20 protein-coding genes are annotated in these 23,568 nt (G+C 38.5%); 8 read left to right on the forward strand and 12 right to left on the reverse strand.

The genetic code is table 11. From position 1 onward, the window contains the following. Window positions 1-16 precede the first annotated feature (16 nt). The 8 genes from dam to GWI97_RS06870 form a co-directional block, all read right to left on the reverse strand. Entirely contained in the window at window positions 17-832 is an 816-nt protein-coding gene (gene dam, locus GWI97_RS06835) for an adenine-specific DNA-methyltransferase (RefSeq protein ID WP_036933573.1), read from the reverse strand. A gap of 82 nt (window positions 833-914) precedes the next feature. Beyond that, a complete protein-coding gene (locus tag GWI97_RS06840) occupies window positions 915-1,856 on the reverse strand; it encodes an SPOR domain-containing protein (RefSeq protein WP_036933576.1) in 942 nt (313 codons plus the stop codon). Window positions 1,857-2,025: 169 nt separating this feature from the next. Next, window positions 2,026-3,120: a 3-dehydroquinate synthase gene (gene aroB, locus GWI97_RS06845; RefSeq protein ID WP_036933579.1), complete on the reverse strand. Its 1,095-nt coding sequence runs from the start codon at window positions 3,118-3,120 to the stop codon at window positions 2,026-2,028. A 54-nt stretch (window positions 3,121-3,174) separates the two neighbouring features. Continuing rightward, a complete protein-coding gene (gene aroK / locus GWI97_RS06850) occupies window positions 3,175-3,696 on the reverse strand; it encodes a shikimate kinase AroK (RefSeq protein WP_036914409.1) in 522 nt (173 codons plus the stop codon). 578 nt (window positions 3,697-4,274) lie between these two features. Next, window positions 4,275-5,381 (reverse strand): type IV pilus secretin PilQ, encoded by a 1,107-nt coding sequence (gene pilQ, locus GWI97_RS06855; protein ID WP_161751890.1) that lies wholly within the window; start codon window positions 5,379-5,381, stop codon window positions 4,275-4,277. After that, entirely contained in the window at window positions 5,378-5,908 is a 531-nt protein-coding gene (locus GWI97_RS06860; RefSeq protein WP_161751891.1) for a hypothetical protein, read from the reverse strand. The genes pilQ and GWI97_RS06860 overlap by 4 nt, the downstream gene beginning before the upstream one ends. Then, window positions 5,905-6,477, reverse strand: coding sequence for a hypothetical protein (locus GWI97_RS06865; RefSeq protein ID WP_052038418.1), 573 nt, complete (start codon window positions 6,475-6,477; stop codon window positions 5,905-5,907). The genes GWI97_RS06860 and GWI97_RS06865 overlap by 4 nt, the downstream gene beginning before the upstream one ends. Continuing rightward, entirely contained in the window at window positions 6,465-7,289 is an 825-nt protein-coding gene (locus GWI97_RS06870) for a hypothetical protein (RefSeq protein ID WP_036933583.1), read from the reverse strand. Before GWI97_RS06870 ends, GWI97_RS06865 begins: the two co-directional genes overlap by 13 nt. 115 nt (window positions 7,290-7,404) lie before the next feature. On the opposite strand from GWI97_RS06870, the gene mrcA reads away from it, so the two are divergent. Further along, window positions 7,405-9,939 (forward strand): peptidoglycan glycosyltransferase/peptidoglycan DD-transpeptidase MrcA, encoded by a 2,535-nt coding sequence (gene mrcA, locus GWI97_RS06875; protein WP_036933586.1) that lies wholly within the window; start codon window positions 7,405-7,407, stop codon window positions 9,937-9,939. A gap of 48 nt (window positions 9,940-9,987) precedes the next feature. Here mrcA and nudE read toward each other — a convergent pair whose 3' ends face one another. Then, window positions 9,988-10,536 carry an ADP compounds hydrolase NudE gene (gene nudE, locus GWI97_RS06880; RefSeq protein WP_036933588.1) on the reverse strand — a complete coding sequence of 183 codons (549 nt, stop codon included), beginning with the start codon at window positions 10,534-10,536 and terminating at the stop codon, window positions 9,988-9,990. Between the two features lie 353 nt (window positions 10,537-10,889). Here nudE and umoB point away from each other — a divergent pair, with 353 nt between their 5' ends. The 4 genes from umoB to pckA all read left to right on the forward strand — a co-directional run bounded on the left by umoB (window position 10,890) and on the right by pckA (window position 16,218). Then, window positions 10,890-12,998 (forward strand): flagellar biogenesis regulator UmoB, encoded by a 2,109-nt coding sequence (umoB, locus tag GWI97_RS06885; protein WP_036933589.1) that lies wholly within the window; start codon window positions 10,890-10,892, stop codon window positions 12,996-12,998. A gap of 71 nt (window positions 12,999-13,069) precedes the next feature. Beyond that, on the forward strand, window positions 13,070-13,483 hold the full coding sequence (gene hslR / locus GWI97_RS06890) for a ribosome-associated heat shock protein Hsp15 (RefSeq protein ID WP_036933591.1): 414 nt from the start codon (window positions 13,070-13,072) through the stop codon (window positions 13,481-13,483). 26 nt (window positions 13,484-13,509) lie between these two features. Beyond that, window positions 13,510-14,394 carry an Hsp33 family molecular chaperone HslO gene (hslO, locus tag GWI97_RS06895; protein ID WP_036933593.1) on the forward strand — a complete coding sequence of 295 codons (885 nt, stop codon included), beginning with the start codon at window positions 13,510-13,512 and terminating at the stop codon, window positions 14,392-14,394. Window positions 14,395-14,598: 204 nt separating this feature from the next. Then, a complete protein-coding gene (pckA, locus tag GWI97_RS06900; protein WP_103005178.1) occupies window positions 14,599-16,218 on the forward strand; it encodes a phosphoenolpyruvate carboxykinase (ATP) in 1,620 nt (539 codons plus the stop codon). A 167-nt stretch (window positions 16,219-16,385) separates the two neighbouring features. Here pckA and GWI97_RS06905 read toward each other — a convergent pair whose 3' ends face one another. After that, a complete protein-coding gene (locus GWI97_RS06905) occupies window positions 16,386-17,087 on the reverse strand; it encodes a pirin family protein (RefSeq protein ID WP_036933595.1) in 702 nt (233 codons plus the stop codon). Between the two features lie 604 nt (window positions 17,088-17,691). Next, window positions 17,692-18,906 carry an NAD(P)/FAD-dependent oxidoreductase gene (locus GWI97_RS06910; RefSeq protein ID WP_036933598.1) on the reverse strand — a complete coding sequence of 405 codons (1,215 nt, stop codon included), beginning with the start codon at window positions 18,904-18,906 and terminating at the stop codon, window positions 17,692-17,694. A 309-nt stretch (window positions 18,907-19,215) separates the two neighbouring features. On the opposite strand from GWI97_RS06910, the gene pitA reads away from it, so the two are divergent. Further along, the gene (gene pitA / locus GWI97_RS06915; RefSeq protein WP_036933601.1) at window positions 19,216-20,715 is read left to right on the forward strand and encodes an inorganic phosphate transporter PitA; all 1,500 of its coding nucleotides are present in this window, start codon (window positions 19,216-19,218) and stop codon (window positions 20,713-20,715) included. A gap of 67 nt (window positions 20,716-20,782) precedes the next feature. On the opposite strand, the gene uspB is transcribed toward pitA, so the two are convergent. Continuing rightward, window positions 20,783-21,115 carry a universal stress protein UspB gene (gene uspB, locus GWI97_RS06920; RefSeq protein ID WP_036933603.1) on the reverse strand — a complete coding sequence of 111 codons (333 nt, stop codon included), beginning with the start codon at window positions 21,113-21,115 and terminating at the stop codon, window positions 20,783-20,785. A 406-nt stretch (window positions 21,116-21,521) separates the two neighbouring features. Here uspB and uspA point away from each other — a divergent pair, with 406 nt between their 5' ends. Next, a complete protein-coding gene (gene uspA, locus GWI97_RS06925) occupies window positions 21,522-21,953 on the forward strand; it encodes a universal stress protein UspA (protein WP_023583131.1) in 432 nt (143 codons plus the stop codon). A 254-nt stretch (window positions 21,954-22,207) separates the two neighbouring features. Continuing rightward, window positions 22,208-23,548 (forward strand): NADP-specific glutamate dehydrogenase, encoded by a 1,341-nt coding sequence (gene gdhA / locus GWI97_RS06930; RefSeq protein WP_036933605.1) that lies wholly within the window; start codon window positions 22,208-22,210, stop codon window positions 23,546-23,548. Window positions 23,549-23,568: the final 20 nt, after the last annotated feature.

The following is a 23,568-nucleotide window of genomic DNA, read 5'->3' on the forward strand; positions in this document are numbered from 1 at the left end:
CGGGAGGTGTTAACGATTATTTATATAAAGCTAGTAATTCGTTCACTTTGCTACGACCGAGTGTGTTGCTACTGATTGTTCTTCTGACTTTCACACTGTGTAGCTCTTTTGCGTTTACATACCACTCTTTTGTTAACGCAGTCTCATGATTGGATATTAACACGGGTATCTGTCTCTCGTAAGCCAGCATTGAGGCAAGTTGAGCCAGATGTTCCTGCTCTTGAAAACTAAAGCTATTTGTATGGTATGACGTGAAATTTGCAGTTGGTGATAGTGGTGCATAAGGCGGATCGCAATAAATAACGGAGCCTTTTTCTGCATTTGTCATCGTTGATGAATAGCTTTGGCAAACAAATGTGGCTTTTTGTGCCTTTTCAGAAAACCAAATTAACTCTGTTTCAGGGAAATAAGGCTTTTTGTAACGGCCAAAAGGGACGTTATATTCACCTTTTGAATTATAACGACATAACCCATTGTAACAATGGCGGTTAAGATAGAGAAATAAGACACTACGCTGATAAGGATCAGTTGAGAGATTAAACTCTTGTCGTAGTTCATAAAACTCTTCTGCAATATTCATTTGAGGAGTAAATAATAAGCGAGCATCCTCCATAAATTTTTCAGGATGCTGCTTTACCGTATTATAGAGATGAATTAGATCACTATTTATGTCGGCAAGAATATATGAATCGTATTCTGTATTTAAAAAAACAGAACCGGCACCCGTAAAAGGTTCAATTAAACAGTTACCTTCAGGCAGATGACGTTTAATGTCATCTACCAAAGGATACTTACCACCAGCCCATTTTAGGAATGCGCGTTTTTTTTTCATGCCGTCCAAATTTCTCAATCGTTTCAGAGTCGCCGATTGTACTCTGTTTCAGACAGCATATCAGCGGTGAACCTCGTCTTAATTATTTTTTTAGATCCTGATGAACATGTTTCATCGGTCTAACCCAAGGTTGTTTCGCTTGTACCGGTGTTGGTAATGAAGAAACAGCCTGCTTAGCTTCGCTTATATTACGATAGTTACCATAGATGAGTACATACCATGGGTTACCATTACGCTGAGTTTTATAGATAGCGTAGTTTCCATTAAGGTTCTTTTTAGCGAAAGCTTCTAAGGTATCTTGGCGACTTGCACCACTTAGTTGCAATGTGTAATTTGAAGCTGGAATAGAACTTAAATTGCCGGCAGACAATGAACCTGAAACCACGGGCTTAGAGGCGGGCTTAGATTGTGTTGTTGCTGGTGGAGTTACCGGTTTTGTTGGCGGTGTTTTTATTTCAGCCGGTTTCTGTACAGGTTGCACCGGCTTGGTTGCTGGTGGTTGTGTAACAGGTTTCTCTGGTTTTGGTTGTTGTGAATTTAATGACTGTTGCTGACCTGTTGCTTGGTTTATACCTGCTTGTTGTTGATTTAAAGAATCAACAATATCACCAGGGATCTCAACACGTTGACCTTGTGAATCAATCATTGGAGGTAAATTTTGTGAAGGCGGTGTCGCAGGTTGGATTTCTTGCCCAGAAATAGCTTGAGGTGTTGATGGTTGGCTATTTTCTGTAGGCGTAACGGATGATGGTTGTTGAGACAGATCGATATTTCTTTCTGTTCCGGTTGGCGATGAAGGTTCCGTTGTTTCTGGTGATTTTAATGCAGAGCTTATTGCAATAATTAGCAGAATAAGTACGAGGACACCAACACCAATCATCATCTGTTGACGGGATACAGAGAAGCGCGCATTTTTTAATGGGTTGTTACGAGGTCGGTTGGTTCGACGTTCAGGTCTATCCGATGTATCAGGTTTGAGTGAGTTATCACTCTTGGTTTCATTATCAGGTTTGAACTCGTCCATTATGCCCTCCGTCAGAGCGTCAAAAAGCGAAAATATTCTATTCAGCCTTAGCCATTACCTCATAGTATAAGGATGAAACGCTTTTTCCGAAACGTTGCATTTGACAATATTAACCAGAATTATCCTTAAATAGGTGTTCTGGTTTACTTCTAGTCAGGTAATGGGGAGCTTAATTTGCATTAATGCAAGATGTTATCGCTTTGTGGACTTGTTCGCGAGAAATATCCGCACGTAATTCGGATTGACCGATACCTTTTGGTAAAACGAGGTGTAATTTGCCACCAGATACCTTTTTATCTCTCATCATATGAGGTAAATAGTCATCAGGTGTCATTTCTACTGGGCCATTGACAGGAAGATTTGCTTTTTCAAGTAATTGAATGACACGTAGTGTTTCTTCTTCAGTAAATTGACCAAGTGCTTGAGAGGTTCTTGCCGCCATTACCATACCTGCGGCAACGGCTTCACCATGCAACCAAACGCCATATCCCATATGAGCTTCAATAGCGTGCCCATAAGTATGGCCAAGATTGAGGAGTGCACGTAATCCACTGGTTTCTTTTTCGTCTGCGGCGACAACTTCCGCTTTAAGCTCACAGCAACGACGGATACAAAATGCCATCGCTTTAGGATCAAGTGCCAAAAGTTTATCAATATTATTCTCAAGCCAGATAAAGAAGTCTTTATCTAAAATGATGCCATATTTAATAACTTCAGCTAAACCAGATGAAAGTTCACGAGGTGGTAATGTGGCAAGGCAATCGAGATCAATAATGACAGAAGCTGGTTGGTAAAAAGCCCCAATCATATTCTTGCCAAGAGGATGATTAACTGCTGTTTTTCCACCAACAGATGAATCAACTTGTGATAACAAGGTAGTCGGTACTTGGATAAAGCGAACACCGCGTTGATAACTTGCTGCCGCAAAACCGGTTAGATCACCAATAACACCCCCGCCTAATGCGATAAGTGTTGTATCTCGATTATGATTTTTTTCTAATAATGCAGTAAAGACATCGTTCATGATTTCAAGCGATTTATATTGTTCGCCATCAGGTAAAATCACGCTATCAACCAAAATACCTTGTTTCTTTAAGGTATTTGTTACCTTTTCTAAATACAGCGGAGCAAGCGTTACATTTGTAACTATCATAACTTGCTGCCCTGATTTTAATGGTAAAAAGGTATCAGGTTGATGAAAAAGGCCAGAAGCAATGGTAATGGGATAGCTTCTTTCACCTAATGTGACAGCGATTTTTTCCATAACAGTGGCCTTCTTCTTATTGTCTTTGTTTAACCTTATAAATAGCTGAATTTATTAGTTTTGTTCTAATAATTCAATTATTTGATTGGCTACAATTTTTGCACTCTGATCATCAGTATGAATTGTGATGTCAGCAATCTCTTCATAAAGAGGATTACGTTCTTCAGCTAATGTCTCTAGGACATCGCGCACAGGCTCAACACCTTGCAATAAAGGACGTTTTTTATCACGTTGGGTACGAGCGAGTTGCTTTTCAATGTTTGTTTCTAAATAAACAACCACACCACGTGCAGATAGTCTGTTACGGGTTTCTCGCGATTTCACCGAACCACCACCTGTAGCAAGCACGATACCTTGCTTTTCAGTGAGTTCGTTGATGATTTTCTCTTCTCGTTGACGGAAGCCTTCTTCGCCTTCTACATCAAATACCCAACCTACATCCGCACCTGTACGCCGCTCAATTTCCTGATCGGAATCATAAAACTCCATACTAAGTTGTTGAGCTAACTGACGACCAATAGTGCTTTTGCCGGCACCCATAGGCCCAACCAGAAAGATATTACGTTTCTCTGCCATGTTTTTGGTATTACTAAGATATTCGTTAATGATAACCCGCCCCGCCAAATTCATTCAGCGACGGGACCTAAACTGAAATTTATGAGTGTTTATCTAATACACACCTGATAACATTTGTTATCTACTCTCATAATAAGACTGAGTTCTTTCAGTAGATCGCTATAAAATAACCACATGCTGTTGCAAACAACAACATAGGATAAAAATCCCTTTGCCTACAGTACATAACAAAAACTACTAAAAAGTAATCATCTTTGTTGGCAACGCGAAGATTCTAACACAATTTAGTCGGAAAACCGCATCTGATAATATTGTCTTTTTCGTCATCAAGCGATCAATATTACATATAAAAAGCCCTACCTCCAAGAATAGAGGAAGTGCATAAAATGTATCCGTATTATCATTGTGATGTTTCAGGCTCACTCAAATTAGCTAACCCTTGTAAGCTAAATCGTCCTCATCGTCAAATCTATAAATACTGATTATAAGAAAAAACAATGAATAACTCTCAGTTTAATCCTAGTAAAAAACAGGTAATTTATTGTATTTTAAAAACAAAAAAATTTTTGCATAAAAAGTTAGATTAATTTGGGTGTAATAAAAATAACCAATTCATGGCGACTCTGCTGATCTCTTTTATGGCTAAAAAGTACTCCTAATAACGGAATAGAAGATAATAAAGGAATGTTTGCTGTATGTTCTTGCTGCTTTTGTTGAAATATTCCTCCTAACATAATGGTTTCTCCATCATTAATCGTGACTTCTGTACTGATCTCTTGCTTATCTATGGAAAGGTGCTCACTTCCTCCCTGTACAAGTGCGATACCTGGTGTATTTTGGCTTATTTTAAGTATTAACCTTATCTTTTTATTCCTTTGGATCATCGGTGTGACTTCCATCCCTAATACGGCCTCTTTAAATTGAACACGAGTGGTTTCATTATCTCGGCTGACATAGGGGATCTCCGTTCCTTGTTTGATTGAGGCTGTTTTCTCATGAGCTGCTGTCAATCTTGGGCTGGCAATAATTGATAATTGCTTTTCTTGTTCTAATGCACTTAACTCAAGTTCTAATAGCCGGCCGTTAATTCGAGCAATGTTAAAGGCAATAGAGTGAAGTGGGTTTTTGGTGTTTTGATGGAGTGATAAAGCAGAAAGCGAAGGTATTGATAAAGCTGAATTTGAAGGGGGAGATATTGTGTTAGGGTGTGTCGATGTTGCTTCAACATGGGTTGTTTTTAACGTGTGCAATCCCCATTGAGCACCTAATTCATTTAACGCGTCTTGACTGCTACTGATGATATGCGCAGTGATATAAACTTGCTGTTGTGGTGTATCTTTTAATCTCAGCCAGTCTGCAATTTCAGAAAGTGCTTTATCATTATCAACAATAGAAAGGCTATTAGCGTCACTATCAGCAATGACACGGCCTTGTTTACTTAATAGTGGAATAGCGTGCGTGCTAAGTTGTTTTGCTAACGTATCTGCATCGGCATAATTTAATGGATAGAGCCGATGGTGTAACTGTTCAGTTTGTTGAGTTTTAGTCAATGGTTCATCAATGAGTGTTGGTGGTGCTTTTTCATGATTAATGACATCAAGGACGTCAGGAAAAAATGGATCTCTCGAATGAGCAAAAACGGAAGTTGTCATCAATAACACAATAAAAAAAAAAACTATTTTCATGATATGTCCCCTTGTTCTAAAGAGAGTTCCTTTAGTGTCGTCAGTGTAATTTGAACTGAAAGTAACTTAGTCTCTGTTGGCATAATATTGAGAGAAACAAGCAATAATCCGGTTTGATTAAGGAATTCTAGTAAAGTTAAGAAGCGGGCATAAGGCAAAGTAAACGTGAGTTTATATAATGAATTAGATGAATTCTCCCAAGTTTCAGGGATGAAATGATAAGTCATAAGTATGTGTTGTAGTTGCTCAGAAGCTGAGGGGATATTCAATGGAATATTATAATCCGCTTGTTGTGCTATAAGTGATCCGAGGGAGGGAATTGTCTCTAACGTCCTTTGATAATGATGAATACGAGAGAGACTTTGTTTTATTTCCATGTGTTGTTGGGTTATTTCTTGCTGATAGTCTGTATAAATAAAGAAGTAGTAAAGTAGAAAGATAATAAAAGGTATCGTTAAGCTTAGTAATGTTATTTGCCACATCGCAAGAGAAACCACAAATTGTAACCATTTCACATTTATCTTCATGGTATTTTCTCAACCTCTTTTTTATTCCATCGCTCATCAATTTCCCATTTTCCTGTTAGATGAACTTCGGTATAGGACGGGGAGATTTTACTTTGTTGTAAATAATCCAGTGATAGGGGGGCAAGAATGGGGTGATGTTTAAAATGGGCTATAAAAGAGAGCGTGTGTGTATTGGGTAAAATAAGTGCCAAAGAGTGACGATTATCCATACCAGAATAATGGCTTACCCATACAGCCGGTGGGAGATATGTTTCAATAGCTTGAAAAAAACGTATGTAATGTAAATAACGTAACCAATTTTGATAATAGAGCGAATAGCGTTGATAACATAAATAGGTTTGTTTTTTCTGTTGTTGATAAATGTTGAGTTGCTCTAGCAAGCTCCTTTCTTGTTGCTGGGTTCGAATATGTAGTGCTGTGGTGCTATCTCTTTTTTGGACTAAATGATAAGTGTAATAACCGCAAGCTATCAGCGTGATAGTGATAAACACTAACGTTTGATAAGTCCATATTACTGTTTTTTTTCTAAATAAATTGTGGCGCCACGGTAGATAATTTACTTGATACATGATGTCTCCCAAGGGCGTAATGCTAAACCAAGCGCAATAAGAGAAAGTGAGCTTTCTTTTGCGGTGAATTGAAATAAACAATGGGAAAAATCAGGCCAAAGAGGCATTAAATGGTTAAAATATATCGCATTATCACCAGCAAAATAACATTGCTCTTTAGACCAATGATATTTTTCTATTAGTTGATAGATAAGTTTTTTTTGCTCCTGTTGATTCTGATAAGAGCACGTGCCGTAATGGGGCATTTCATCATCAGATGAAACCCAAAAGAGAGAGTTATTTTTGCAGTAAATAAGCTTACTTTTTGGTGAGATATTAAGGTAAGAGGCTAAATAACGTAGCGCACACGCAGGAAGATCAATCGCAGAGAGTGTTAACTTTATTTGGGAGAATAAGGCAATATACTTATCTAATGCGACCTTATGACATAAATGAATAGCGAGTTTGCCGTTATTTTGCCGATAGTCAAAATTAACAGGGATTTTGGTATTTTGTGTGTAAGATGTGGCTCGTAACTGTGCTAGTCGATAACATGCCGCAGATGTAAGGGAAACGGGGTGTGGTAGCGGGATAGTCTGATAGTTTTCATAAATATCGGGTAACGAAAGGGTAATATTGTTAATAAAAGGGAGATCCTTGCGCCAGTTTATTAAGATATTTCTTAATTTTGTATCATCTAAATCGTCATTGAGAGGTAAAGGGAATTGCCAAAATGCACTGATCTTCCATTGTTTATTCTGCTGAAAGACCAAAACAGCATTGATATGATGAGTATTAATTTCAATTCCAATCTGGTAATTGTGTGTTTCCATAAATGATATCCATATCTATTGATGAGTAATTGCCTATTTTCAAAGGGGCGTTACCTTTATACTACGCACTGTTTGTTTATAAACTGCCCAATTCACACTACATGGGAAATTTAAGGTGAAGTTCTTAAAATATTTTTTCATCTTCGTTTTGGCTTGCATAATTTTGGGAGCTGCTTCGATATACGGTATGTATAAGTATGTTGAGCCTCAGTTACCTGATGTGGCGACATTAAAAGATGTTCGTTTACAAACCCCTATGCAGGTTTTTAGTGCAGACGGAGAGTTAATGGCACAATACGGCGAAAAACGTCGTTTACCGTTAACGTTGGAGGAGATGCCTCCTCAATTAATTAATGCTTTTATTGCAACAGAAGATACCCGTTTTCGTGAGCATCACGGTATTGATCCTATTGGGATCTCGCGTGCGGTAGTGGTGGCATTAACTTCAGGACAAGCTTCTCAAGGTGCAAGTACCATTACGCAACAATTAGCACGAAATTTCTTTTTAACACCTGAGAAGAAATTGATGCGAAAAATCAAAGAAGCCTTCTTGGCTATTCGCATTGAAAAAGAGTTAACTAAGGATGAAATTTTAACACTGTATTTAAATAAAATTTATCTGGGTAACCGTGCTTATGGTGTGGGGGCCGCGGCTTATGTTTACTTTGGTAAAAGTGTGCATGACCTTAGCCTTAATGAAATGGCCGTCATTGCTGGTTTACCTAAAGCCCCTTCTACACTCAATCCACTCTATTCTTATGATCGTGCTTTAAAACGTCGTAATGTTGTTTTACTGCGTATGTATGAAGAGAATTACATTACTCGTGCGCAGTATGAAAGTGCGCGAGCGGAACCTATTGTTGCGAAATATCATGCACCTCAGATTGATTTCTCAGCTCCATACCTTACTGAAATGGTGAGAATGGAGATGTATGAGCGCTATGGTGAAAATGCTTATACTGATGGCTATAAAATTTACACTACCGTTATTCGTAAAGACCAATTAGCCGCTGAAAAAGCCTTACGCGACAATGTGATTGATTATGATATGCGTCATGGTTATCGCGGTGCTCAAGAAGTCCTTTGGCGTGCAGGCCAAACGCCGTGGGATAACGACGCAATTAGTAAAAAATTAAAACAAATCCAAACGTATGGACCATTAATTCCAGCGGTTGTGTTGTCTGTGGATGCCAAAGAAGCGAAAGTCGTTTTAAAGAATGGCGATAACATAACTCTTGATTTAAAAGCCGTTCGTTGGGCTCGTAAGTTTATTTCAGATACAGCTCAAGGTGCGACACCAACAAAAGTTGATGCGGTTGTTAATGCTGGTGAGCAAATTTGGGTTCGCCAAAATAATGATAATAATTGGGTATTAGCACAAATTCCGGGCGTTAATGCGGCATTTGTTGCATTAAATCCGTTAAATGGTGGAATTATTGCCCTTGTAGGGGGCTTTGATTTTGAAATTAGTAAATTTAATCGTGTTTCTCAATCATTACGCCAAGTAGGTTCGAATATTAAACCTTTCTTGTATGCGGCTGCTTTAGATAAAGGTTTAACCTTATCTACGTTACTTAATGACTTACCGATTAGTCGTTGGGATGCGGGAGCAGGCACTGATTGGCGACCTAAAAACTCACCACCAACTTACGCAGGTCCTATTCGTTTACGTCAGGGATTAGGTCAGTCTAAAAACGTAGTAATGGTTCGTGCAATGCGTGCAATGGGCGTGGATTATGCCGCAGACTATCTCTTACGTTTTGGTTTTCCTAATCAAAATATAGATAGAACAGAATCCTTAGCATTAGGCTCGCCATCATTTACACCTATGCAAATGGTGCGCGGTTTTGCTGTTATGGCGAATGGAGGATATTTAATTGAACCTTACTATATTCAACGTATTGAAAATGCAGAAGGTGAAGTGCTGTTTACTGCGGAGCCAAAAGTAGCGTGTCCAGACTGTACTGATATTCCAGTTATTTATGGTGATACCATGCGTTCTATTGCTTTATCAGATGACTATATGGAAAATGTTGCTCAGTCTAATACCTCACAGCCTGCTGATGCAGCACCTGACATTGAATTAGAACAAGCTCCGTTAGCTGAAACTGTTAAAGAAAGCCCTTATGCACCACACGTCATCAGCACACCACTGGCTTACTTAATGCATGATGCGTTAAGGACAAACCTTGTCGGTGAACCTGGATGGTCTGGTACAGGTTGGCGAGCTCTTCGTGACTTAAAACGCCAAGATATTGGTGGTAAAACTGGGACAACCAACAGTTCTAAAGATGCGTGGTTCTCGGGTTATGGTGCGAATATTGTTGCTACAGCTTGGATTGGTTTTGATGACAGTAGCCGAAACCTAGGACGTACGGCGGCTAGTGGTGGTGAAGCGGGTGCTAAAACAGCGCAACCTATTTGGAATGACTTTATGAAAGTTGCACTCGATGGTGTGCCTGTAAATATGATGCCGGTACCAAAAGGTGTTGTTGCTGTTCAAATAGATAGAAGAACGGGCAAACTCGCAGGTGAAGGTGCATCAATGAAAGAGTATTTTATTGAAGGTACACAACCAACGGAAAGTGCAAAAAGTGAAGTGGGAACACGGATTTTTGAGGATAATGGTGAATCTAACGAGTTATTCTAATTAATCAAAAAATAAAAAACCGGATGTTAACGTCCGGTTTTTTATTACCTATTTATTTTGTAAATAGCGATGTGCGAGGAAGAGAGCACTGACACTACGTGCTTCGGTAAAATCAGGATGATCCAGTAAATCCATCATTTTTGCGATAGGCCAACGTACTTGGATAAGAGGTTCTGGTTCATCGCCTTCCAGTTGTTCAGGATAAAGATCATGTGCAATGACGATATTCATTTTGCTGGAAAAATAAGAGGGTGCCATAGAAAGTTTTGCTATTTCTGTTAAAGAGTGGGCACCATAACCAATTTCTTCTTTGAGTTCGCGGTTTGCGGCTTGTAGGGCATTTTCGCCAGGATCAATGGCACCTTTAGGAAAGCCAAAGTCATAATTTTCGATACCGACAGCGTATTCTCGAATAAGGATAAGGTTGTCATCAATAATCGGAACAATCATAACGGCTTCACGGTTAGCTGGCTTCATGCGCTCATAAATACGTTTTTCCCCGTTACTAAACTCCAGATTAACGGATTGGATCTGAAATAATTGAGAACGGGCGATGTTATCAATGTTTAATATATTGGGTTTTTTAAGTTCTTTCATAACAGCCCCTGGCAGAATAGAGATTAACCTGAATTTAACACATTAATGACAAAATAAATCTAACAATTAGATTTAGCTTTTAAGGGAAAATTGAGTACACTCCGCTATTAAACCTAGTTATCTATTGATTTTTTGAGAATATTATTATTTATTGATTCGCTATTTTACCCGAAGATAGTTTTGTTAGCGGATATAAAATTGATAAGAGATATAAATTATAACGCCGTGACAAAAAGATAATCTATTGTATTTAAATAAAAAATAGAACAAAAGAATAGGAATTGCCTTATGTTAGGCAGGGTTTTAAATTTGTTATTGTTACTACGCAGCATCAGTATAAGTATGGGGAAAAAATGAGATTATCAGTCATTATATTGGCTATCGTTATGATAAGCCTATTTATAATGGCCGCCTTTCTATTCTTTAAAAGAAGGCGGCTTGATGACTCACATCATCTCCCATCTCTTGCTAAACCGACTTATCGTAAGCTCACTGCTGATGATTATGGGCTTATTAGTGATTATTTATCTTATTTTGGTACGTCAGATTTTTCTTCTGGATATTCATTACAAAATTTCCCCGAAATGCCAATTAAAGGCGAAATTGTGACGACATTAAGAAATATCGTTAACCGTTTTGCAGGGTCTTCGGAAGGACTAAATCATTGGCGTTACTATATTGATGCTGTAGAAATTCATATCCCCCCGCTACTTGTTCCTTATCTTCAACAAGAAAATGTCCTTGATGTTGTGTGTACGCCATCTATCCCCATCGTCGTTGGTGTTAATGGGCATTTCTTAAAAGATGAAAAAATTCATTTTTCCGCACTCAGTTTAAAACAGCTTTCTGAACCTATCTTGGCAAATGGTTCATCAACAATCCAAAAAAATGAGGGTGATGCTGCTCACCTCCTGCAAATTAGAGAAGAGACTAACGAAGAATATCGATTACATAACTCATCTGGTTTTTGGGATGGTTCTTTTGTTTGTATTGGGCTTACATTATGGTTAACGGCCTTAATGATGCCCCAAGTTTTTCTTCCTTGGATCTTAGCGATAGGAAGTGCATTTCTTGCCATTGGTCTTTTCCTTATTCACAATCCTTTGATTAAGCCACGTAAGCAAGAAGTTCACTGTTTTAAAGGACGTTTGAAACGTTGGGGACTTTTTGGCAACTTTGATCATGGACAGGTAAAAAATGTTTCTTTAGGGGGGATAGATCTTATTTATCCACCTCATTGGGAGCCTTATATTCAAAGTGATATTGATAAGGTGACCTATTTAGAAATGTATCCTAGTCATCATGTTATAAAGCAAGGAAATTATCTTTCATTGCATGATGAAGAAAAAAATTATCCTTATAAACGGTATATTAAAAATATTGTTTTCGTTTTCTGGAGCTTGTTTATTATAGGTATGTTGTATCTTTATCAGCCACTTTCTCTGTCAATGAAACTTAGCTTTTCATGGCTAAAAGATACAGAACCGCATTTAGTGACTAATTTTACTGAGTTGGAAACAACCGATTTGCATGTTGGGGATATTATTCAAGCGAAAGGGGTTGGGATGTGTTATATGCCACCTAATCTATCAAGTAAGAATAATAAAACCATTTTTGCACCTTTTGATTGTTCTGGCATTTATTGGAACAACAGCAATCCAATGCCGATGCCTGAGTCGAGTACAATTGAAAAAGCGGCAGCGCTATTACATATGGTTGAAGAGCAACTTCATCCCGTTTCTAATAATCGAGTTAACCCAAGTTTAGGTCAAGCAATTACTAAATCAGGAATGAATCTATTAGATAACTTCGACGGTATTGTGTTGAAAACAGAAGATTTATGTCCGAGAGAAAATGAATGTATCCGTTTGAAAATGGCATTAGTGAACTTAAGTAACGTCAATGATTGGACGGCATTAGTTCAACGCGCTGAGAGTGGTAAATTAACTGGTACCAATGTTTTATTACGAGCAGTAAGTGCTGAGGCCTTGGAAAAGCTTATCGATACCACCACATCTTCTTTTATCTACCGAGAAATAGATAAAGCCGCAATACTGTTAAATAGTCCACCACCTGGTGGTGTGCTATTAATCAGTGATGAAAGAAAACAGCTTGTTGATTACGCTTCAAGTTCAAACTCAGTGTTTGAACCTACTCCGTTAGAACAGTGGCGAGAATTACAGCGTTTATCCGATATTTTATTGCACACACCTTTTGATACAGGTGGTGTAATAACTGGCATGGTTGTTGATGCAAATGGCACGTTACAGATATTTTTACATAGCCTGCCTGATCCAATGACAATGTTATATTACATCGGTAATACGTTATTATTGTTTCTTGCTATCGGGTTTTTAGTATTGAACCTATTTCTTATCATCCGGCGTCGGCGACAAAATAACCAACGCATGAATAAGATCAGTCTCTATTATGAGCACTGTTTTTATCGCCCTCCTCAGTAAGTCCCTTGTTGTGGAAGGCTATGTGTTTACACTATCGCCTTCATAAAGAAGTTGAAGTTAAGGAGAAAGGGATGAGTCAATCATCACAAGAAAGTGGTGTCCGTTTAGATAAATGGCTTTGGGCTGCACGTTTCTATAAAACGCGTGCTATTGCTCGCACAATGATTGAAGGTGGAAAAGTTCACTACAATGGTGTGAGAGGCAAACCAAGTAAAATCGTTGAAGAAGGCGCTGAAGTACGCCTAAGACAAGGTAATGATGAACGGACAGTAACCATTCTAATGGTGAGTGCGCAACGACAAGGTGCTACACAAGCGCAGGCACTCTATTGTGAAACTCCAGAGAGTATCACTAAAAGAGAAAAAATGGCGCTAGCGAGAAAAATGAATGCGTTAACTATGCCTCATCCTGAGCGTCGCCCTGATAAAAAGGAAAGACGTACCTTACTTCGCTTCAAACAGACAAATTTACAAGAATCGGATTAAACGATTCCCTGAAATGAGAGAAAATTATGTCTAAAAAAGACTCTTTATCACGTTTTTTATTTGAAAAAAACGCGGTACGTGGTGAATTGGTCAATGTGACTGAAACCTATCAATCTATGCTTGAAAATCATCATTATCCTGAGCCTGTTCAATGTCTTCTAGGGGATTTGCTGGTGGCAACGAGCTTGTTAACAGCAACGCTTAAATTTGAAGGAGATATTACTGTTCAAATACAAGGCGATGGCCCGGTACGATTGGCGGTTATCAATGGCAACAATAATCAACAAATGCGTGGTGTTGCGCGTGTGAGTGATGATGTTAAGGCGGGCAGTACATTAAAAGAGATGATTGGTAATGGTTTTATGGTCATCACAGTAACTCCGGAGAAAGGTGAGCGTTATCAAGGCATTGTTGCTCTTGATGGTGAAAATATTGAAGCTTGTATTGATAACTATTTTAAGCAATCAGAACAGTTACCAACTCGTGTATTTATCCGTAGTGGTATACAAGAGGGCAAGCCTGCTGCGGCTGGTATGCTATTACAAGTACTACCTGCATCAGAAGAGTTCACTGCTGAGCATACAGCAGAACATTTTGAATTACTTACACAATTAACTCACACTATTAAAGCTGAAGAGTTATTTACACTAGATACTAAAGAGATCTTACATCGTTTATATCACGAAGAAGATGTCACTCTTTATGAACCTCAAGCTGTTGAATTTCATTGTACTTGTTCTCGTGAACGTTGTGAAAATACATTAGTAACATTGTCTAAAGAAGATGTGAATCACCTGTTACAAGAACAAGGAAATATTGATATGGAATGTGAGTATTGCGGAACTCATTACATCTTTACTGAGAGTGATATTAATAATATCAATAAGTTAAATGATTCTGAATTACACTGATTCGATTTAGCAAGGTGATTTTATTAAAAGGACGCTATTTTGCGTCCTTTTTTATTCAACAATTTTTCTGTAGTTTTGTGCATTAGCTCTCGTTCTTAAAATAAAAAAATTATAAATTTTCAAAATATTGATAACAATCGCTGTTAATTACTCGTAACACCCTAATATTGCTCGTAGAAAGGTCTATTTATCAGGAGCGAAACTATGAGCGTTAAAGGTCTTACCCCTAAGGATCTCCAGCAGTACGGCATTAAGGACACGAGTGAAATCATTTATAACCCAAGCTATGAGCTGTTATTTAATGAAGAAACTAAGCCTGGATTAACAGGTTATGAGCGAGGCACATTAACCTCGTTAGGCGCTATTGCCGTTGATACAGGTATATTTACTGGACGTTCTCCGAAAGATAAATACATTGTTCGTGATGATGTTACTCGTGATACCGTGTGGTGGGCTGATCAGGGAAAAGGTAAAAATGATAACAAGCCCCTCTCACAAGAAGTATGGTCTGATTTAAAATCATTAGTAACCAATCAGCTATCAGGCAAACGTTTGTTTGTCGTTGATGCATTTTGTGGTGCGAATGCAGATACACGTTTGAAAGTCCGTTTTATCACGGAAGTTGCCTGGCAGGCACATTTTGTTAAAAATATGTTTATTCGTCCCGAACAAGAAGAGTTGGAAAATTTTACACCAGACTTCATTGTGATGAACGGGGCCAAATGTACCAATCCTAATTGGAAGGCACAAGGACTCAATTCTGAGAACTTTGTTGCTTTCAATTTAACTGAACGCATTCAGTTAATCGGTGGTACTTGGTACGGTGGCGAGATGAAGAAAGGTATGTTCTCTATGATGAACTACTTCCTTCCTCTTAAAGGTATAGCTTCTATGCACTGCTCAGCAAACGTTGGCGAAAGTGGTGATGTGGCTATTTTCTTTGGTTTATCAGGTACAGGTAAAACAACGCTTTCAACGGATCCTAAGCGTAAGCTAATTGGTGATGATGAGCATGGTTGGGATGATGACGGCGTCTTTAACTTTGAAGGTGGTTGTTACGCGAAAACAATTCATTTATCAAAAGAAGCTGAACCTGATATTTATGGTGCAATTAAACGTGATGCACTATTAGAAAACGTGGTTGTATTATCCGATGGTTCTGTTGATTTCGATGATGGCTCAAAAACAGAAAATACGCGTGTTTCTTACCCGATTTATCATATTGATAATATCGTTAAACCTATTTCTAAAGCGGGTCATGCCAAAAAAGTTATTTTCTTAACGGCAGATGCTTTTGGTGTGTTACCTCCGGTTTCTCGTTTAACGCCAGAACAAACACAATATCATTTCTTATCAGGATTTACGGCTAAACTTGCAGGAACGGAACGTGGAGTGACAGAGCCAACACCAACATTCTCAGCCTGTTTTGGTGCTGCGTTCTTATCTCTGCATCCAACACAATACGCTGAAGTATTGGTAAAACGTATGCAAGCATCAGGTGCAAAAGCTTATTTAGTTAATACGGGGTGGAATGGTACGGGTAAGCGTATATCAATTAAAGATACACGCGCTATTATTGATGCCATCTTAAATGGTGATATTGATAAAGCACCGATGAAAACATTACCTGTGTTTAATTTAGAGATCCCAACTGTATTGCCGGGTGTTAACAGTGAAATCTTGGATCCTCGTGATACTTATACGGATAAAGCTCAATGGGATACTAAAGCAGACGATCTTGCAGATCGCTTCGTGAAAAACTTTGATAAATATACGGATACGCCAGCAGGTCAAGCATTGACTAAAGTTGGGCCTAAACGTTAATTTCTCTCAGTATGGATCTCGAAACACCAAATTCATAGGATATGATTTTGGTGTTTTTTTATCTTAAATAAAAAAAATCCCTGAAATGCGAGAGAATTTCAGGGAAGAGAAAAATAAAGTGAAATAGTTTATTAGAGAAAAATTGACTTTAGAGGGTGATAGCCCAACTATGCTGTTACAGGAGGTAAATCAAACAGTAAAATTTCACTGTCTTCGTCACCAACGAAACGGATCATATCTTCATTAGCAATTGCCACACCATCACTGGTGGTCGCAATAATGTCATTAATCGTTATTTTACCTTTTACAACTTGTAGCCAAACGTTACGCCCTGTTTGGGGGTGATATTGTGCTTCTTCACCTTGTTTCAGATTCCAGCGCCATAACGTCATATCTTGAAAGACTTTTAAAGAGCCGTCACGCGCATCTGGCGACAAAATAAGTTGTTTGTTCTCTGTGGTATCAAAACGGCGTTGATCGTAACGTGGTGTGATACCGAGCGTATTAGGTATAATCCAAATTTGGTAGAAATGTAGTCCCTTATCACTATTAGGGTTATATTCCGAGTGAGTGATCCCCGTACCGGCACTCATTATCTGGAATTCACCTGCAGGTACATTTTCTTTATTACCCATACTGTCTTTATGCTCAATATTACCTTCAAGCACATAGGTTAAAATTTCCATGTCTTTATGAGGGTGAGTACCAAAACCTTCACCCGGCATGACGCGATCTTCATTAATAACGCGTAATGCAGAAAACCCCATAAAATCACGATCGTAATAATTTGCGAAAGAGAAGGTATGCCAGCTATCTAGCCAACCATGATTAGCGTGTCCTCTTTCATTTGCTTTGCGTAGATAAATCATAATGTGTTTCCTTCTCTGAAGTTGTTGAACACAGTTTACGCAATAGCACAAAGTAGAAAAGCGGAGGAATTTAACCTGAGGATCCAAATAATTTGAATAAGAGAAAATAAAAATATCGAATAAGTTCTAGAAAAGAAAAAAGCCAGCACCCGGCTGGCTAAAATAAAACACTGGAAGCAATGTGAGCAATGTCGTTCTTTCATATCACCCTGAAGGTGGTGCATCTGAAAGTGTTATTGATGATAATAGTTCTCAGTATCATTTGTAAAGTCTTTTTTTTAAGCAAAATAGAAAAAAAAGCTGAAAAGATTTTAACTCACTGATTAACGAGTCGTTTTATTTTAATAATTTTTTAAAAAAGCAATATAACCAATTAGTTAACAGTAATTTTTATAAGGTTATTCATAGAAAAAGAAGAACAAATGAGTGATAAAACCAGTATAAAAGAGGGGATATAAGCTATTTTGAGCCACTATTAAAAGATAAAGCAAAACCCAGGCATCACATATTGATGATAACTGGGTTTTTGTTATGTATAACTTATAATTTTATAGAATTATAAAACTAATATTTATAACTTTAATATTTGCAAATTTATTCATTATTACTCAGCAAACGTTGATTTTGATGTTGAAATAAGACTTTGCGCACAGGCATACGCTGAACTCCATGCCCATTGGAAGTTATATCCACCTAACCAACCCGTTACATCGACCACTTCACCAATAAAATAGAGCCCTTTTACTTTTGTGGATCCCATTGTTTTAGAGGAAAGGGCGCGAGTATCTATGCCACCTAGTGTGACTTCTGCTGTGCGGTATCCTTCCGTGCCATTAGGTTGAACTGGCCATTCTTGTAGCAAAGTTGCAATTTGAGTAATGCGCTCGTTACTGAGTTGAGTTAGAGAGATATCTGGGAGTTGTTTATTTTCTATCATTATTTCGATCAATCGCTTTGGTAATAGGCGAGAAAGCGTATTTTTTAATGATTGTTTAGGATGTTCTTGTCGTTTTTCCTGTAAAAAGTGTTCCAGATCATTATCTGGAAGTAAGTTAATACTCACATACTCTCCAGGTTGCCAATAACTTGATATTTGTAAAATAGCAGGGCCAGAAAGACCTCGGTGAGTAAAGAGAATATTTTCTTTGAAACTCACTCCATTTTTTGCAGTTACAGTTGCTGGAACCGCCACTCCTGAGAGTTGGCTAAATTGTTCAAGTTGAGGTTTATGCAGTGTAAAAGGCACTAATCCTGCACGAGTCGGTAAAACGGGCAGACCAAACTGCTCTGCAATTTTATAACCAAAAGGGGTTGCCCCTAAACCAGGCATAGAAAGCCCACCACTGGCAATGACAACTGATGAGGCAGTCATTGCTTTTCCATCAACAAAAATAGTGAAGCCTTCGTCTGTTTTCTCGATTTGTGTTACTTCGCTACGTAAGCGAATACTTACTTTTCCTTTTTGACACTCTGTCAGTAACAAATCCACAATCTGCTGTGCTGAGTCATCACAAAAGAGTTGTCCTAATGTTTTTTCATGGTAGGCAATGTTGTGTTTTTGCACTAGTTCAATAAAATCCCATTGAGTAAAGCGAGCAAGTGCTGACTTACAAAAATGAGGATTCTCTGATAAGTAGGCTGAAGGCTCGATATACATATTGGTAAAATTGCAACGACCACCTCCTGACATAAGAATTTTCCGACCCGCTTTTTTACCGTTATCTAGCACTAAAACAGATAATCCTGCTTGTCCTGCTAAAGACGCACAAAAAAGCCCCGCGGCACCTGCACCTATAATTACTGTATCGTATGATCCCACAATGATATCTCGTTCTTGGTTTTCTCTGACTACTTAATCAATGATTTTCGCGTAAGATCAGAGTGTTTTTGTAAAATTATATGGAGAAATCTGTATTTTTCACCTAAATTCGTATTAGCAAGGAAAAAATTTGTCAGAAATTTACTTTTTTTTTATTTTTATTAATTGAATGATATATAAGGAATTATCTTAAAAAGGCTCTGATTTTCTTGGTTATCAAATCAAAAAAAGGTTAAATTTCGCTTCCACCGTTCGCATTTGTCGCTGATAATGCGCCGCGTTCATGTCCAACTAACTGGCTTAACGTCTATGCTACATTTGTTTACTGACCTAGAATTTCATACAGGTTTAATGTTGGTTTTAGCACTACTATTTGTGCTATTTTATGAAGCTATTAACGGCTTCCATGATACCGCAAATGCGGTAGCAACGGTTATTTATACTCGTGCTATGCGAGCGCAATTTGCGGTTGTGATGGCGGGTGTTTTTAACTTCCTTGGAGTTTTGCTCGGTGGATTGAGCGTAGCTTATGCTATTGTTCACTTGTTACCGACAGATCTTCTGCTGAATGTGAGCTCAGCTCATGGCCTTGCCATGGTCTTTTCGTTGCTGTTAGCTGCCATTATCTGGAACTTAGGTACATGGTATTTCGGTATTCCAGCATCAAGTTCACATACGCTGATAGGTGCTATCATTGGTATTGGTTTAACAAATGCTATCGTGACAGATTCGTCTATCGTTGACGCGTTAAACATACCAAAAATGATCAGTATCTTCCTATCACTCATTCTTTCTCCAATTATCGGCTTGGTTATTGCAGGTGCGATGATTTTCTTACTACGCCGTTACTGGAGTGGTACGAAAAAACGTCGTCGTATTCACCTGACACCTGCTGAACGTGAGAAACAAGATGGTAAGCGTAAGCCACCATTTTGGACCCGTACTGCATTGATTTTATCTGCAGTTGGGGTGAGTTTCTCTCATGGTGCAAATGATGGGCAGAAAGGTATCGGTCTTATCATGTTGGTCTTAATTGGCGTGGCGCCTGCGGGCTTTGTCGTCAATATGAGTGCGAGCGGATATGATATCACCAAAACACATGATGCGGTTGTTCATTTACAACAGTATTATGAGAAGCATCAGCCAGCATTACAGCATGCTATCGAAAATACACCCGCAGTATCAGCCCAAACTGATCTTAGTGATACGGATTTCCATTGTAACAGTGCGAGAACGCCAATTGTTCTGAATCAAACAGAACAAATGCTGGCAAATATTAGTTCTTATGATGAACTAACAGCAGACCAGCGTGCTCAAATGCGCCGATTACTAATGTGTATCGCTGATACCGCAACAGAAGTGGCTAAACTACCTGAAACTAGTACCCAAGATGCACGGTTCTTAAAAACATTGAGTCGTGACCTGCTAAACACTGTGGAATATGCGCCGATTTGGATCATTATTGCCGTGGCATTAGCGCTCTCTATTGGGACAATGGTAGGTTGGAAACGCGTTGCAGTAACGATTGGTGAGAAAATTGGTAAAAAAGGTATGACTTATGCTCAAGGGGTTTCTGCTCAGGTAACAGCGGCAGTATCCATTGGTGTTGCAAGTTATACGGGTATGCCTGTATCAACAACACAAGTTCTGTCATCTGCGGTTGCAGGTACAATGATTGTTGATGGTGGAGGGGTTCAAACGAAGACGGTGAAGAATATCGCACTGGCTTGGATCTTAACATTACCAATTAGCATTGGTTTATCAGGTTTACTTTATTGGATATCGCTGACATTCATTGTGAATGGTTGATAACAATAAACGACCCAAATTTGTTTATAAACGGTGACTTTTAGTCACCGTTTTTTGTTTTTGTCACTTACCAAATCAGCATCGCAATTAAACTTGCTACAGCCAAAATACAAAAACGGCTCACAAGGTAAAATTGTCGATAAATTCGCTCGCAACGCATAATCACTTCAGGATTATGGTGGTTGGTATATTGGCGTTGGTTGATGTAGCGGATCAGTCGCAATTGTTTTGAAAGTTGCCCATGCATAGTAAAGAACCCATTACCATCCACCGATTGATAGAGTAATGGATCGGATTGGCGCAATATTGTAAGTAGTACCCGAATAGATGAAAAATAACGCATCATATTAATCAGGCAAAGTATACAAAGCGCCCAAAAGATAACAATGACATTAAACATAATCCCCTCCCTAGAATAATAGATTCTGAGATGAGAAAACCTTTACCCATAGAGGTTACTTTTTCTCTTATTTAAGTTTAGGTGAAATTAAGTAATAAACAAAAGTGACTTATTCAAGTTGTTTCCTTTTTCAAAAAAATGGATAAAAAATAACTCTAAAAGGGTGTTTTTGTTGTTTTTTATACTCAATTCTCATTATTATGATGATATTGTCGGTGAATGACATCGTACTAATCTAAAATGGTGTATATTGTTATTTATCGCTAGATGCTTTTCTTGATGAATCTGTCATAAGTTGTGATCAAGGCGACATCTAACTTTCATCTTAAAACGTTATATTTAATACATAGGATTGAGGCTTAACCGCCTTTCCAATCGATTAATCAGCTTATGGAAGGAGTTCACGATGGCTTATAAGCATATTCTAGTGGCAGTTGATTTATCCCCTGAGAGTAACGTCTTAGTACAGAAAGCTGTATCTATGGCAAAACCCTATAATGCCAAAGTTTCCTTAATTCATGTTGATGTTAACTATTCTGATCTTTATACCGGTCTAATTGATGTCAACCTCGGTGATATGCAACAACGTATTACTGATGAAACCCGTAACGCGTTAAAAGACCTTTCAGATAAATCAGGCTATGAAATTCAGGAAACCTTGAGTGGTAGCGGTGATTTAGGCCAAGTTCTGGTTGATGCGATTAAAAAATACGATATGGATTTAGTCGTTTGTGGTCATCACCAAGACTTTTGGAGCAAATTAATGTCCTCAGCACGCCAGTTAATAAATACTGTTCATGTTGATATGCTAATTGTTCCTCTGAAAGATGATGAATAATAATCGCTTGCTTGTTTAAGCAAAAAAAATGCCTGCCTATGCAGGTATTTTTTTGCCTAAAATTCCTATTTTTCCAGATGTTAAATAGAGTCAACCTTTTTTTTTTGTCTAATTATGAAAAAAATGTCTTGAAGTGTGAATGTATTTTAATGATATATTCAAGAAGCAAAACAACATCAACCTCACAAAACCCAAAAATATTCCGAATAAATGAGGTTACGCAATCATCACATTACACAAAAAGGAATAGCGGAATGAATATATCTGGCTCATTGTCTTCATTTTTAGAAGGGGTAGAAAAATATAACGCTCATCAGCCTGAGTATCATCAGGCGGTTCGTGAAGTTTTTACCACTTTGTGGCCTTTTTTAGAGAAAAACCCACAATATCGTGAACAATCATTACTTGAGCGCTTAGTTGAGCCTGAACGTATTATCCAATTTCGCGTTTGTTGGTTAGATGATAAAGGGCAAGTGCAAGTTAATCGTGCATGGCGTATTCAATTTAACTCAGCGATTGGACCTTACAAAGGGGGGATGCGTTTTCACCCTTCTGTGAATCTCTCCATCCTAAAATTCTTAGGTTTTGAGCAAACATTCAAAAATGCTTTAACAACATTACCAATGGGAGGCGCTAAAGGAGGATCTGACTTTAATCCTAAAGGTAAAAGCCACGGGGAAGTGATGCGCTTTTGCCAAGCTTTAATGACAGAGCTTTATCGCCATTTAGGCGCTAACACAGATGTTCCCGCAGGGGATATTGGGGTGGGTGCACGAGAAGTCGGCTTTATGGCCGGTATGATGAAAAAATTGTCTAATAGCAATGAATGTGTATTTACAGGCAAAGGTCTTTCATTCGGTGGCAGTTTAATCCGCCCAGAAGCGACAGGATACGGTTTAGTTTACTTTACTAACGCAATGCTTAAACGTCATGGTATGTCTCTTGAGGGGATGCGTGTGGCCGTTTCTGGTGCAGGTAATGTAGCACAATTCACCATCGAAAAATGTTTAGAGCTAGGTGCTACGGTTATTACAGCATCAGACTCAGGTGGTACGGTTGTTGATGAAGCTGGATTTACGACGGAAAAACTGGCACGTCTAACGGAAATTAAAAATAACTATGGCCGTGTTGAAGAATATGCCAAAGAATTTGGCTTAACCTATCTTGAAGGGCAACAACCTTGGGCTGTTCCTGTTGATATCGCTCTACCTTGTGCAACACAAAATGAATTAGATCTAGAGGCAGCAAAAGCCTTGATCAAAAATGGTGTTAAAGCGGTTGCTGAAGGCGCAAATATGCCAACAACGATTGCTGCAACAGATGCCTTTATTGAAGCCGGTGTTCTTTTTGCACCAGGTAAAGCAGCCAATGCTGGGGGGGTTGCAACCTCTGGTTTAGAAATGGCACAGAATGCGGCACGTTTAAGCTGGAAAGCAGAGAAAGTGGATGCGCGTTTACATCACATCATGTTAGATATTCACCATGCTTGTGTGAATTACGGTGGTGAAGGTAAGCAAACTAATTATATTCAAGGTGCGAACATTGCTGGCTTTGTAAAAGTTGCGGATGCAATGTTGGCACAAGGCGTGCTGTAAATCTCATTGATTCTGAACGG

The organism is Proteus sp. G2300, from assembly GCF_009915965.1.
GTDB classification, from domain to species: Bacteria; Pseudomonadota; Gammaproteobacteria; order Enterobacterales; family Enterobacteriaceae; genus Proteus; species Proteus vulgaris.